This window comes from Burkholderia sp. LAS2, assembly GCF_018417615.1.
Taxonomy (GTDB): domain Bacteria; phylum Pseudomonadota; class Gammaproteobacteria; order Burkholderiales; family Burkholderiaceae; genus Burkholderia; species Burkholderia sola.
Genome location: NZ_CP071053.1, coordinates 1,236,215 through 1,249,483, shown reverse-complemented (window position 1 = coordinate 1,249,483; position 13,269 = coordinate 1,236,215). Strand labels below are relative to the sequence as shown.

At 67.0% G+C, this 13,269-nt stretch carries 14 protein-coding genes and 1 pseudogene; 8 read left to right on the top strand and 7 right to left on the bottom strand.

What is annotated here, in order from left to right:
* Positions 1-156: 156 nt before the first annotated feature.
* From JYG37_RS26025 to JYG37_RS26010, 4 genes are all read left to right on the top strand, one after another.
* Positions 157-894 (top strand): HipA family kinase, encoded by a 738-nt coding sequence (locus JYG37_RS26025; protein WP_124638911.1) that lies wholly within the window; start codon positions 157-159, stop codon positions 892-894.
* Positions 891-1,760: a DUF3037 domain-containing protein gene (locus tag JYG37_RS26020; protein ID WP_124638912.1), complete on the top strand. Its 870-nt coding sequence runs from the start codon at positions 891-893 to the stop codon at positions 1,758-1,760. Before JYG37_RS26025 ends, JYG37_RS26020 begins: the two co-directional genes overlap by 4 nt.
* A 103-nt stretch (positions 1,761-1,863) precedes the next feature.
* Positions 1,864-2,769 carry an HTH-type transcriptional regulator ArgP gene (locus JYG37_RS26015; RefSeq protein ID WP_050012187.1) on the top strand — a complete coding sequence of 302 codons (906 nt, stop codon included), beginning with the start codon at positions 1,864-1,866 and terminating at the stop codon, positions 2,767-2,769.
* A 159-nt stretch (positions 2,770-2,928) separates the two neighbouring features.
* Positions 2,929-3,141 (top strand): DUF1059 domain-containing protein, encoded by a 213-nt coding sequence (locus JYG37_RS26010; protein ID WP_034205979.1) that lies wholly within the window; start codon positions 2,929-2,931, stop codon positions 3,139-3,141.
* Positions 3,142-3,254: 113 nt separating this feature from the next.
* On the opposite strand, the gene ltaE is transcribed toward JYG37_RS26010, so the two are convergent.
* Positions 3,255-4,268, bottom strand: coding sequence for a low-specificity L-threonine aldolase (gene ltaE, locus JYG37_RS26005; RefSeq protein ID WP_050012188.1), 1,014 nt, complete (start codon positions 4,266-4,268; stop codon positions 3,255-3,257).
* Positions 4,269-4,654: 386 nt separating this feature from the next.
* Between ltaE and JYG37_RS26000 the strand changes: the two genes are divergently transcribed.
* The 3 genes from JYG37_RS26000 to JYG37_RS25990 are packed head-to-tail and all read left to right on the top strand — an operon-like array spanning position 4,655 to position 7,255.
* Positions 4,655-6,067, top strand: coding sequence for a cytochrome ubiquinol oxidase subunit I (locus JYG37_RS26000; protein ID WP_089489867.1), 1,413 nt, complete (start codon positions 4,655-4,657; stop codon positions 6,065-6,067).
* Positions 6,068-6,096: 29 nt separating this feature from the next.
* On the top strand, positions 6,097-7,104 hold the full coding sequence (gene cydB / locus JYG37_RS25995) for a cytochrome d ubiquinol oxidase subunit II (RefSeq protein ID WP_050012190.1): 1,008 nt from the start codon (positions 6,097-6,099) through the stop codon (positions 7,102-7,104).
* Complete coding sequence (locus JYG37_RS25990; protein ID WP_050012191.1) at positions 7,076-7,255, top strand: hypothetical protein; 180 nt, start codon at positions 7,076-7,078, stop codon at positions 7,253-7,255. The genes cydB and JYG37_RS25990 overlap by 29 nt, the downstream gene beginning before the upstream one ends.
* A gap of 212 nt (positions 7,256-7,467) precedes the next feature.
* Here the strand turns inward: JYG37_RS25990 and JYG37_RS25985 are convergent, their stop codons facing one another.
* From JYG37_RS25985 to JYG37_RS25960, 6 genes are all read right to left on the bottom strand, one after another.
* On the bottom strand, positions 7,468-7,662 hold the full coding sequence (locus tag JYG37_RS25985) for a YqaE/Pmp3 family membrane protein (protein WP_034206306.1): 195 nt from the start codon (positions 7,660-7,662) through the stop codon (positions 7,468-7,470).
* Positions 7,663-7,782: 120 nt separating this feature from the next.
* Complete coding sequence (locus JYG37_RS25980; RefSeq protein ID WP_089490019.1) at positions 7,783-8,238, bottom strand: TIGR00725 family protein; 456 nt, start codon at positions 8,236-8,238, stop codon at positions 7,783-7,785.
* Positions 8,239-8,314: 76 nt separating this feature from the next.
* On the bottom strand, positions 8,315-9,145 hold the full coding sequence (locus JYG37_RS25975) for an ABC transporter permease (RefSeq protein WP_050012193.1): 831 nt from the start codon (positions 9,143-9,145) through the stop codon (positions 8,315-8,317).
* A gap of 10 nt (positions 9,146-9,155) precedes the next feature.
* The gene (locus JYG37_RS25970) at positions 9,156-10,214 is read right to left on the bottom strand and encodes an extracellular solute-binding protein (protein WP_063278322.1); all 1,059 of its coding nucleotides are present in this window, start codon (positions 10,212-10,214) and stop codon (positions 9,156-9,158) included.
* A 56-nt stretch (positions 10,215-10,270) separates the two neighbouring features.
* Positions 10,271-11,314 carry an ABC transporter ATP-binding protein gene (locus JYG37_RS25965; RefSeq protein ID WP_050012195.1) on the bottom strand — a complete coding sequence of 348 codons (1,044 nt, stop codon included), beginning with the start codon at positions 11,312-11,314 and terminating at the stop codon, positions 10,271-10,273.
* Positions 11,315-11,321: 7 nt separating this feature from the next.
* Positions 11,322-12,173 (bottom strand): ABC transporter permease, encoded by an 852-nt coding sequence (locus tag JYG37_RS25960; protein ID WP_213346170.1) that lies wholly within the window; start codon positions 12,171-12,173, stop codon positions 11,322-11,324.
* 161 nt (positions 12,174-12,334) lie between these two features.
* Between JYG37_RS25960 and JYG37_RS25955 the strand changes: the two are divergent.
* A pseudogene (locus JYG37_RS25955) lies at positions 12,335-13,230 on the top strand (LysR substrate-binding domain-containing protein).
* Positions 13,231-13,269: the final 39 nt, after the last annotated feature.

Genomic DNA, 13,269 nt, shown 5'->3' with positions numbered 1-13,269 from the left:
TGCATCGCTTTGGCAGCCCCTACGATCAGCCTTGCACGGGGTGGGCACTATGCCGGTGGTCACGGGTCATCCCATAAGGGAGGCAAGTACAAGAACGCTCGCACCGGAGACCATTACGAGCGCCGCCGCTGAGCCCGCCCATACTGGTCCGAAACAATGATTAACGATCACGTGATCCAAGTGATGGAGGTCCTCGGAAGAACGCCTCAAGGGATCACCGAACCATTCCTGTGTCGAGGCGACGATGGTGCGCTTTATTACGCAAAGGGCCGGGCTGCTGGCCGCAAGAGCTTGGTATCCGAATGGCTCGGAAGCTCACTCGCACGTGAATTCGGCCTCCCGATCGCGCCCTTCGCTGTCGGCGAGGTGGACGACGCGATCGTCCAGTTTGGAGCTCCTGAGCTAGCCGACCTGGGCGCCGGCTACGTGTTCCTCTCCCGACGGGCCGAAAGCGTAATGGAATTTACTTGGCTGAACATACAAGAAGTCCCGCTAGTTGTGCGGAGCGACGTCCTCATCTTCGACTACTGGGTGAGGAATCAGGACCGCATACTCACAGATCTCGGAGGCAATCCCAACCTGCTTTGGGACCCGACACGCAAGGAACTTGTCGTCATTGACTTCAATCAGGCGTTTGATACGGACTTCGATTGCGACACCTTCTTTTCGTCACATGCGTTCGCCGAATCGTGGGATCATGTCTTTGAGGACTTGATCGAGCGCCAACACTATGAAGATCGGCTTCATGCCGCCCTCGGCAAACTGGAGGGCATTTGCGATAGAATGCCCGATTCTTGGTGGTGGCTTGACGACGATCTTCCCCTCAATTTCAGCCAAGATGACGCACGTTCAATCCTGACGGAGTACCTGCCTGACTTCTGGAGTCGCCGATGAAACATGCTTGCAGATACACCATCGTGCGCTTCATGCCGTACCCAGAGACTGGCGAATTCGCAAACATCGGCATCGTTCTGATGAGTCCGACGGCCAAGTACGTCGGATACAAGCTGATTGAGCGCGTATCTCGGATCACCGCATTCTTTGAAGAGCTCGATGCAAACATTTTTCGTAAGGCACGAAAGGTGTACGCGACCGAGTTGGTCCGCATTGCACAATCGATCGAGCGAGCATTTGCGGAAGCAAGCATGGGGCCGAGTGCGGACTTCGCAAACTTCGCGTTCCGGGAACTCGTAAAACCGCGAGAAGGGTTGGTGATTGCTCAAGGTGACCGGGTAGTGATGACAGATGGGCCTCCCAGCGAAAAGCTCGAAGAACTTTTCGATCACTATGTCGGTAGATCGTTTGCGACGAAAGCGTATCAAGAGCGATTCGTTGAGAAGAGGATTCACCAAATCCTCCGAGCGGCAGATCTGACGGGCCTCTACCGGGAACGCACCTTAGGCAAGGACGATACCTACAAGGCACGCCTGCCCTTCGTTCGCGTCAACGCTGCCGGCGATGCCGTAAGAGCTATTAAGCCAATTTTCTTGGCCCATGACGATCCAACGCGGCTGTACGACCATGGTTGGGATTGGATTGGAAAAATCAGGAAACTGCGGCGCGATCAGACTCTAGTGGGTGATGTTCTCTTTGCCGCCGAAGCCCCGAAAGAAAGCTTCGGCCCACGGGCAGCGGCCTACGCAGAAATCAGCGAGCAACTGAAACTCAGCAATATTGCCTTGGCCCGTGAAACAGAACGCAGTCGTATTCTCGCGTTTGCGGGAGACACTCCCGACCTTGAGACCAGCGATTCTGACTAACCACTGTCAACTAGCCCCGCCCAGTGCGGGGCTTCTCATATGTCGAGACGTGGCTGGCGACGCCAAGCCGGGATCTCATGTCCGACCTTCTCTTGTCTAATACATGTCGATGACGATCGATCCGAAGCAGGCCGCCGCGCTGCTGGCCGTCGCCGACACCGGCAGCTTCGAGCAGGCGGCCGTGCGCCTGCACGTGACCGCGTCCGCCGTCACGCAGCGGGTCCGCGCGCTGGAAGCGAGCCTCGGCACGCCGCTCGTGCTGCGCACGCGGCCATGCCGCCCGACGGTGGCCGGGCAGCGCGTGCTGCAGCACCTGCGCCGCGTCGCGCTGCTGCAGGCCGACCTGCAAAGCACGCTCGCGGCCGACCGCGAATCGCCGATCTCCGTGACGATCGCACTCAACTCCGACAGCCTCGGCACATGGTTCCTGCCGGCGCTGACGTCGGTGCTCGCGGGCGAGCGGATCCTGTTCGAACTGATCGTCGAGGATCAGGATCACACGTTCGCGCTGCTCGAAAGCGGGATGGCGGTCGGCTGCGTGACGACCGAGCCGAAGCCGATGCGCGGCTGCATCGCGACGCCGCTCGGCACGATGCGCTACCGGCTGCTCGCGGCCGCCGCGTTCGCGGTGCGCTGGTTTCCGCGCGGGCTGAACCGCACGAGCGCGCGCCACGCGCCCGTCGTCGCGTATTCGCGGCGCGACACGCTCCAATCGTCATTCCTGAAGGAGAAGTTCGGCTTGCCCGAAGGCGCGTACCCGTGCCACTACGTGCCGGGCACGCATTCGCACTTCGCGGCGGTGCGGCACGGGCTCGGCTACGCGATGGTGCCGGAGCCGCTGATCGGCGCCGCGCCGCTCGATGCGCAGGGGCTCGTCGATCTCGCGCCCGCGCATCCGACCGACGTCACGCTGTACTGGCACGCGTGGACCGTGCAGTCGCCGACGATGGCGTCGCTGTCCGCGCGGGTGGTCGAAGCAGCGCGCAGGCTGCTCGCGCCGTTGCCGTAATGCGCCGGCGGGCGCGCGGGTGAGCGACGCTGCCGGCGCGGTACGCACGGCGACGAGAAAGTCGGCCGCGCCGCCTATACTTTTCCCATCGGCCTCGCGAACGCGCCGCGCGGCCGCTCATCCAGGTCCGGCCGTTCCCTTTCATGTGAGGAGAACATCATGTCCCGCCGCTATATCGATTGCCGCGAGTTTCCCAGCGCGACGCATTGCTCGGTCGCAATCTCCGCCGACTCCGACAACGAACTGCTGGAGGCCGCCGTTCAGCATGCGGTCTCGGTGCACCAGCACACCGACAGCGCCGAACTGCGCACGCAACTGAAATCGCTGTTTCACGACGGCACACCGCCCGCCGACATGCCGCGGCAAGCGTAATCCGCCGGCACGGCAGGGTCGCCGGCAACGCGCCGCGCGCGTCACTCCTCTGCGTCTTGCGTGATGCCACGCCGCGCCGGCCCGTCGCCGGCCGGCGCATTCCGCGTAACGCGTTATGCGCGACGCTGCGCGAAATACGCGCCGACCGCGCCGATAAAGGTGTCGATATCCGCGCGCGACACGTCGCAATGCGTGACGAAGCGCGACGCATACAGCATCTGCGTGAGGATCCCGCGTTCCTTCAGCCACGCCTCGAGCGGCGCGCAATCGGCTTCGGGGAATTGCGCGAACACCATGTTCGTCGCATGCGACAGCACCTTCACCGAATCGATGCGGGCGAGGCCGGCCGCGAGATGCGCGGCATTCGCGTGATCGTCCGCGAGCCGCTCGACGTTGTGATCGAGCGCATACAGGCACGCCGCCGCGAGAATGCCCGACTGCCGCATCCCGCCGCCCAGCACCTTGCGCCAGCGCTGCGCGCGCTCGACCAGCGCACGGCTGCCGACCAGCACCGAGCCGACCGGCGCACCGAGCCCTTTCGAGAAGCAGATCGACACGGTGTCGAACGGCGCACACAGCTCGGCGATCGGGCGCCCCGACGCGACGGCCGCGTTGCACACGCGCGCGCCGTCGAGGTGCGTGGAGAGCCCGCGGCTGCGCGCGAACGCGACGGCTTCCTGCACATAGCCTTCCGGCAACACCTGGCCGCCGATCGTGTTTTCGAGCGCGAGCAGGCGCGTGCGGGCAAAGTGATTGTCGAGCGGCTTGATCGCCGCGGCGATCTTCGCGAGCGGCAGCGTGCCGTCCGGCGCGTTCTCGATCGGTTGCGGCTGAATGCTGCCGAGCACGGCCGCGCCGCCGCCTTCGTACTTGTAGGTGTGCGCGAGCTGGCCGACGATGTACTCGTCGCCGCGCTCGCAATGCGACATCAGCGCGGCGAGGTTGCTCTGCGTGCCGCTCGGGAAGAACAGGCCGGCTTCCTTGCCGGCCCGCTCGGCCGTCACCGCCTGCAGGCGCAGGACGGTCGGGTCGTCACCCCAGACGTCGTCGCCGGTTTCGGCGGCGGTCATGGCGGCCAGCATCGCCTGGCTCGGACGTGTCACGGTATCGCTGCGTAAATCGATCATCGCTGTGCCCTGAGTAAACGCGAGCCGGAACCGATGCGCCCGGCCCTGCCGAAACGAGACTGAGAGTGTACGCAATTCGCGCGGCGCCTGCCGGCCGTCGCCGCGCACCGCGATGCCGCACGCGCGACGTCGTTCCGATGACGCGACGCGCCATATTGCCGCACGTGCGGCAGGCCGCCACGCCGCGGCCGCATGCGCCGCGAACGGCCTTCTTGATACGAATCAACGATTTATCGCGAAACAACGCACGACGGGCTGGACATCTGCGACGAGTTGGCGCATTTCGCGGTGCAACATCGCAGCCCATACTCCAGCCAACCCCGACGCCCGTCCGCCGGGGGCCGCCGGCACCCGCCGGCGGGTATCGTCAGCCTCGGTCATCTGGTATGGACACCGCACTTTCGGCCCTCGATCTGGCCCGCCTGCAATTCGCGTTCACCGTCTCCTTTCACATCGTCTTCCCTGCGCTGAGCATCGGCCTCGCCAGCTTCATCGCCGTGCTCGAATATCGCTGGCTGAAGACCGGCAAGCAGTACTACAAAACCCTCTGCCTGTTCTGGTCGAAGATCTTCGCGGTCGCGTTCGGGATGGGCGTCGTGTCCGGCGTCGTGATGAGCTATCAGTTCGGCACCAACTGGTCGGGCTTCTCGAGCTTCGCCGGCGCCGTCACCGGCCCGCTGCTGATGTACGAGGTCATGACCGCGTTCTTCCTCGAAGCCGGCTTCCTCGGCATCATGCTGTTCGGCTGGAACCGCGTGAGCCCGCGCGCGCACTTCGGCGCGACGCTGATGGTCGCGATCGGCACGCTGATCTCGACGTTCTGGATCCTCGCGTCGAACAGCTGGATGCAGACGCCGCAGGGCTTCGAGATCGTCGACGGCCGCGTCGTGCCGACCGACTGGTTCGCGATCATCTTCAACCCGTCGTTCCCGTACCGCCTGTTCCACATGGCGATCGCCGCGTTCATCGTCGCCGCGCTGGTGGTGGCCGCGACGGGCGCGTGGCACCTGCTGAAGGGCCGCCGCGACAAGGGCGTGAAGAAGATGTTCTCGATGGCGCTGTGGCTGCTGCTGGTGCTCGCGCCGCTGCAGGCCGTGATCGGCGACCAGCACGGCATCAACACGCTGAAGCACCAGCCCGCGAAGATCGCCGCGATCGAAGGGCTGTGGGAAACCGAAAAGGGCGGCACCGCGCTCAACCTGTTCGGCATTCCGGACATGAAGGCGGAAACGACCCGCTACGCGGTGAAGGTGCCGCACCTCGGCAGCCTGATCCTCACGCACAGCTGGGACGGCGAGATCCGCGGGCTGAAGGCCTTCCCGCCGGAAGACCGGCCGAATTCGACGGTCGTGTTCTGGAGCTTCCGGATCATGGTCGGCCTCGGCTTCGCGATGATCGGCCTCGCCGCGCTCGCCTGGCTGCTGCGCCGCCGCGGCCGCCTGTATGAATCGAAGTGGTTCCAGCGCTTCGCGCTCGTGATGGGCCCGACCGGTTTCGTGTCGCTGCTCGCGGGCTGGGTGACGACCGAAGCCGGCCGCCAGCCGTGGGTCGTGTATGGCGTGATGCGCACCGCGCAGGCCGTGTCGCCGCTGTCGGTGCAGCAGGTCAGCCTGTCGATGATGACGTTCGTGATCGTGTACTTCCTCGTGTTCGGCACCGGCGTGTACTACATGCTGAAGCTGATGAAGGCCGGCCCCGCGCTGCCCGACGTCAAGCACGACGACAAACCCGATACGCGCCCCGATCACACCGCGCGCCGCCCGATGTCGGCCGTCGACGAGCTGATCGAGACCGTCTGAGCCCACCCCATTCGCAAACGAGAAAACCTATGGACGTCACCGTAATCTGGGCCGCGATCATCGCATTGGGGCTCTTCATGTACGTCGTGCTCGACGGCTTCGACCTCGGCATCGGCATCGTCTTCCCGTTCTTCCCGGACGAGCAGGAACGCGACCTGATGATGAACACGGTCGCGCCCGTGTGGGACGGCAACGAGACGTGGCTCGTGCTCGGCGGCGCCGGGCTGTTCGCGGTGTTCCCGGTCGTCTATTCGACCGTGCTGTCGGCGCTGTACCTGCCGCTGATCTTCATGCTGGTGTGCCTGATCTTCCGCGGCGTGTCGTTCGAGATCCGCGCGAAGGCGCGGCGCACGAAGCAGCTGTGGGATCTCGCGTTCATCGGCGGCTCGGCCGGCGCGACGCTGTTCCAGGGGATCGCGCTCGGCGCGTTCCTGCAGGGCATCGACGTGAAGGACGGCGTGTACGCCGGCGGCGCGTTCGACTGGCTCACGCCGTTCAGCCTGCTGACGGGCCTCGGCCTGATCGCGACCTACGCGCTGCTCGGCTGCTGCTGGCTCGTCGCGAAGACCGAAGGTGACCTGCAGCGCCGCCTGCATCGCGTCGTGTGGCCGCTGACCGTCGTGCTGCTCGGCTTCATCGCGGTGATCAGCCTGTGGACGCCGCTGCAGGATCCGGCCATCGCGCAGCGCTGGTTCGATTCGGGGTTGTTCTGGCGCCTGCTGCCGGTGCCGTTCCTGGTGGCCGCGTGCGCGGCGTGGATGCGGCGCGCGGTGCGCGACCGGCACGACATGACGCCGTTCGTGCTCGCGCTGGCGCTGGTGCTGCTCGGCTACGTCGGCCTGCTCGTCACGCTGTTCCCGTATGCGATTCCGCAGACGATGACGATCTGGGAAGCGGCGGCGCCGCGTTCGAGCCAGACCTTCACGCTGGTCGGCGCAGCGGTTATCCTCCCGATCATCATCGCCTACACGACGATGGGCTATTGGGTATTCCGAGGCAAGGTGCGCCATGAAGACCAGCATTACTACCACCACTGATTCCACCGCCGGCCAGCCCGGCGCGCCGCGGCCGCGGATGCGCGGCTGGATGTGGTTCGTCGTTCTGTGGGCGGGCGGCGTGATCGGCGCCGTCACGCTCGGCTATGCGTTCAAGATCTTCATGAACCTGACGCTGTTTGCGGTGAAGTAGGCGGAGCGGCCGCCCGGGTCGAACGATGGACCGGGCGGCCGTTTTGTCGTGGATGGCTGCGGCTTCAGCCGGATGCATCAAGCCGAACAACGCATGAATCCGCCATTTAGGCAGAAATCCATACAAATCACATCGCCGATGTGAACGAAATATATAGATTTCTACCGAAATACGAACCACGCGGCTGAATCACCCCACCGCGCACTGCGCGTCTACCCCCGCCCGCGCAACGCCGCTTCGATCTTGCGATCGGTCTTGTACTGGCTCAGCGCATACACCGACCAGATCGCGGCCGGCAGCCAGCCGATGATCGTGAGTTGCAGGAGCAGGCAGATGATCCCGGCGATCGGGCGGCCGATCGTGAAGAACTGGAACCACGGGAGCAGCAGAGCAAGCAAAAGGCGCATGAACGATCCTCTCGGTACGTCGTTGAACGGGTGACACCCGGCCAATATGGCGGGTTGCGCGCCCCGTTTCAAGCCCGGCCACGACGCTCGTCGCGCGAAACCCCGTGCCGATCCGCCTCGCTACGCCGAATCGGCCAGCCACTGCGCGACGCGCGCGACGAGCCGATCTGCTTCGTCGAAGCACTCGACGCCCGCGACCTGCGGCGCACCGCAAATCGTGAACACCGGCTTGCCCCACTGCAACCCGAGCGCGATTTCGGACAGCGTGCCGAGCCCGCCGCCGACCGCGATCAGGCACACCGACGCACGTGCAACCAGCGCATTGCGCGTGATGCCGAGCCCGGTCGGCAGCGCGACGCTCAGGTACGGATTCGCCAGCGCGGCGTCGTCTTCCGGCAACAGCCCGATCGCGCAGCCGCCGGCCGCGTGCGCACCGCGCGCGGCGGCCTCCATCACGCCCTGCTTGCCGCCGCCGACGAGCGCGACGCCCGTCGCCGCCACCGCGTGCGCGATCCGTTCCGCGACGCGCATCTGTTCATCCGTCGCGTCGCGCGGGCCGATCACGCCGACCGGCATCCGGTGCCGGTGCGTGCCGCGTTGCCGTTGCGCGAGTCGCGCGAGCGCGTCGCGCGCCGGTTCGGACCACACGCTTTCAATGACGCCGTTGCCGAACAAGGCCTTCCCCCAGTGCAAGAACGCAGGTACAGATGGCCGTCAGCACGATCGACAGCACGGCCGCCTGCGAGAAATCGGTTTGCCCGTCCGACAGCTTCAAATACATCAGCAGCGGCAGGATGTTGATCTGCGTGCCGGCCAGCGCGAGCGCCGTGCCGTACGTGCCGAGCGCGATCGCAGTCACGAGGCACCACGCGGACGCGACCGACGGCCACAGCTCGCGCCACGCGACGTCGAGCCATGCGCGCCACGGCCGCGCGCCGAGCGTCAGCGCCGCCTCGAGCGGCCGCCGGTCGAGATTCGCGAGCGTCGGGTAGATCATCAGCGCGACGCGCGGGATCAGGTAGTACGCATAGGCGACCGCGAGCCCCGGCATCGTGTAGATCGCGCCGCCGACCACGGTCGGATCGGCGCCCAGCGCGGCCAGCAGCGTGGTCACGAAGCCCGCGCGGCCGAATGCGAGGATGAACCCGTACGCGATCACCAGCCCGGAAAACGCCAGCGGCACGCCGAGCAGCGCGAGCGACCAGTGGCGACGGGCCGGCGACTGTCCGGCGAGCGCGAACGCGACCGGCACGCCGACGGCGACCGACAGCGTGCCGGCGCCCACCGCCAGCGCCAGCGAGCGCGCGATCGCATCGGCGACGAGCGGATCGCGCCACACCGCCGCGAACGCGCGGCCGCCGCCCGCGCATGCCGCATCGACGAGCGCGGCCAGCGGCAGCACGAAGCACACCGCGAGCAATGCGGCCGCGGGCAGCGCGCCGAAACGGCGCAGCACGCCGCGCTCGGGTAAGGAAGCCTGCATCCCGCGCCCCTTACTGGCCGAGCGTGGCCTGCGACCAGAACTGGTCGACCTCGGCCTTGCGCGCCGCCGCCTTCGCGACATCGAGCGGGCGCACCTGCGGCGCGTTCGGCAGCTTCGCCGCCACGTCCGCCGCGACCGGCGTGCCCGGCACCGCCGGACGCACATAGCCTTGCGCGAACAGCGCCTGGCCGACGTCGCTCATCACGAGGTTGAGCCAGAGCTGCGCGGCGGACGGATTCGGGCCGTTCTTCACGAGACTCATCGCATACGGCGCCGACACGCTGCCGTCCTGCGGAATCACGACGTCGGCCGCGTCGCCCATGCCGTCCGCGTACTTCGCCTTGAGGCCGTCGTTCTCGTAGCCGATCAGGATCGGAATCTCGCCCTTCACGAACTTCGCGTACGGCGTCGTGCCCTCCACGCGCAGCACGTTGCCGGCCTGCTTCAGCTTGCCGAAGAAGTCGGCGCCCGGCTTCGGGTTCTCGACGCTGCCGCCGTTCGCATACGCGGCCGCGAACACCGCGACCTGGCCCTGCCCGGTCGAGCGCGGGTCGAGATAGACCACCGCGTTGCGGTACTCGGGCTTCAGCAGGTCGGACCAGCGCTGCGGTACGTTCTTGACGAGCTTCCGGTTGACGAGGAACGCGATGTTCAGCGAATGCACGGCGAACCAGCGGGCGTCGGGCGCGCGGAACACGCCCGGCAGCTTGTCGAAGTTGACCGGCCGGAACGGCGCGACGACGTCCTTGCCGGCGGCATCGAGCGCCGACGCCGCGAAGTAGTACGCTGTATCGGCCTGCGGACGGCGGCGCGACTTGTCGAGCGCGACGACGGTCGCGGCCGAGCCGATGTCGTTGTACGTGATCTCGACCTTCGGGTAGCGCTTGCGGAATTCGGCGAACAGCGCCTTCCAGTTCGCCCATTCGGGGCCGGTGTCGAACGACACGACGAGCCCTTCGTCGGCCGCCTTCGCGTACAGCGCGTCTTCGCCCGGATACAGCGGCGCGGCCTGCGCCGCCGCGCAGGAAAGCGCCGCGAGCGCGCACAGCGCCAGCACGCGGGCGCGCATGGCCTTCACAAAAAGGGAGCCTGCAAGCATCGTGAATCTCCGTTGAACGAAAGAGGTCATTGCGCGGCCGGCGACGCCGGCAGCACGAGCAGATGGCAAGGGTCGATCGCGATGCTGCGCGCGGCGGGCTCGCGCCCTTCGCACAGCAGCACGTCGGCCGAGCCGTCCGGAATGAAGTCGTAGCGCTGCGTCGCGCCGAAATAGCGCACGTCCCCGCGACGGCCGTCGATGCGGTTCGCGCTGTGCCCCGGCGGATCGGCCTGCACGTGTTCGGGTCGCACCAGCACCTCGATCTCCGCGCCCGGCCGGTGCTCGCCCGTTTCCGCGCGCAGCGTCGCGAAACGCACGTCGACGGTGCCGTGCGCGAGCACACGGCCGCGCAGCAGCGTCGAATGCCCGACGAAGCGCGCGACCTGCGCGGTCGCCGGGCGCTCGTACAGGTCGCGCGGCGTGCCGGCCTGCAGCACGCGGCCGCCGTCGACGATCGCGACGCGGTCGGCCATGCTCAACGCTTCGTCCTGGTCGTGCGTGACGAACAACGTCGTCGCGCCGCAGGCGCGCTGCAGTGCACGGATCTCGTCGCGCAACTGATGACGGATGCCGGCATCGAGCGCCGCCAGCGGCTCGTCGAGCAGCAGCAGCTTCGGTTCGATCACGAGCGCCCGCGCGAGCGCGACGCGTTGCTGCTGTCCGCCGGACAGCATCGCGATGCCGCGCGTCGCATGCGCGGACAACCCGACCCGCTCGAGCATGTCCAGCGCGCGCCGGCGCCGCACGTCGGCCGCGACGCCGCGCATCCGCAGCCCGTACGCGACGTTGTCGACGACCGACAGGTTCGGAAACAGCGCGTAGTGCTGGAACACCATCCCCACTTCGCGCCGCCACACGGGCACGCCGGCCACGTCGTCGCCGCCGATCGCGATGCGGCCGCGCCAGCCGTCGAGCAGCCCGGCCGCGAGCCGCAGCAGCGTGGATTTGCCGGACCCGCTGCGCCCCATCACCGCGAGCAGTTCGCCCTGCGCGGCCGACAGCGTGATGTCGTCGACGCCATGACGGGCGCCCGGATACTGAAAGCTGACGTGTTCGAATTCGAGGCTCATGGATGACTCACTTCAGACGTTGCACGGTACCGACGGAGACCAGCGTCGCGAGCACGGCAAGCACGAGCAGCACGACGGTGGCCGCGCACGCCATCCCCGTCGCGCCGTAGAACGCCTGCAGCAGCACGATCGGATAGTTCCGGTAGCGGAAGCCGGCGATCAGGTTCGAAATCTGGAATTCGCCGATCGACAGCGCGGCCACCATCACGAGGCCGGAGAACAGGCTGTGCCGCAGGTTCGGCAGCACGATCGTGACGAACTGGTGCAGCGGCGTCGCACCGAGCGTCGCCGCGCAGGCATCGAGCCGCGCGAGGCCGAGGTGGCGCAGGTCGCCGAGCAGCGTCTGCAGCAGATACGGCAGCGTCAGCACCGCGTGGGCGGCGATCATCAGCGGCAACGTGCCGAGCCACGGCAACGTGTCGCCGCTGAAGATCGCGATGTAGCCGAAGCCGAGCGTCAGCGCCGGCACGGCGACCGGCATCAGCATCGCGCCGCGCGGCGCCAACCCGCCGCCGGCCTGCGCGCGATGATGGAGCGCATACGCGAGCGGCAGGCCGATCACCGCGTTGAGCGCGCAGCACGCGAGCGCCACCATGAAGCTCACGCCGAACGCGCGCGTGAAGCTCCGGTTCGCGGCCAGGTCGGCGAACCAGTGCCCGGTGACGCCGGTGGGCAGCAACGTGTTCGTCCACGATTCGCCCACCGCGCCGATCAGCAGCAGTGCGATCGGCAACAGCAGGTAGAGGCCGAACACCGCGAGCAGCGCCTGCAGCAGCAGGCGCCCGACGGGCGGCCGGGCCGGTTTGTTACGACGAATCGGAATACCGTCGGCGATGGCCGGGGCGGTTGACTCAGACATGAAGACACTCGCTGACGATCGGGAAAAACCTCGCGCAACGCCCGCCAGCCGGGCCCGCAGGCGTTGTCGAAGCCGGCGCAGTGTGCGGTTTCGACATGGCATCGTCATGAAAAAAACGTAAAAAGCCCGCATCGACCTGTGCAAGGACGGAACAGCTCGCGATGAAGCATCTGTATCCGAACGTGGCTGAGCTGCATGCCTTCGCCACGTCCGCGAAGTACCTGAATTTCTCGTACGCGGCGCGCGAACTGGGCCTGACGCCAAGCGCGGTCAGCCGGCAGATCGCGAACCTCGAGGCGCTGTTCGGCGTGAAGCTGTTCGTGCGCGAGGGGCGCGGCCTCGCGCTTACCCGTGCCGGTCAGGTCTATCACGCGCGCGTCGTCGGGCCGCTGCGCGAAATCGGCAACGCGTCGATCGAACTGCTGAGTGCCCGCGAGAACAGCGACCTGCTGACGATCGCCAGCGTGCCGACGTTTACGACGAAGTGGCTGTTGCCGCGCCTCACGCGCTTTCTCGCCGCCGCGCCGGGCGTCACGTTGAGTTTTCGCCGTCATCTCGCGCCCGGCGACGTGTTTCCGTTCGGGCTCGACGCGGCGATCCGCTACGGCGACGGTGGATGGGAGGGCGTACGAAGCGACTATCTCGGCGGGCGGACCTTCGTGCCCGTCTGCTCGCGCGAATTCGCCGACCGGCATGCGCGCGTGTGCCCGCCGACGCGGCGGCGGCGCCGCGCCTCGTGCACGAGCAGGCGGAGATCGCGTGGTCCACATGGGCGGAACGTCATCGCGCGGCGCAAATGAACGCGCTGGCGGGGCCGCGCTTCGAGCAGTATTCGGTCTTGATCCAGGCCGCACAGGCCGGACTCGGGATCGCACTCGTGCCGCGCTTCCTGATTCTCGACAATCTCGCGGCGGGCACGCTGGTCGAGCCGTTCGACGCGCCGGTCGACGTGGCCGCGCAGGGACACTACCTGTGCTACGCGCCGGAGCGCCTCGACACGAGCGATGCGTTGCGGCGCTTCAGGGAATGGATGCTGGACGAGGCCGGGCGCGCGTAAGGCGACGCGCACCGTCGCATGGCTGCGCGCGCCCCTAGC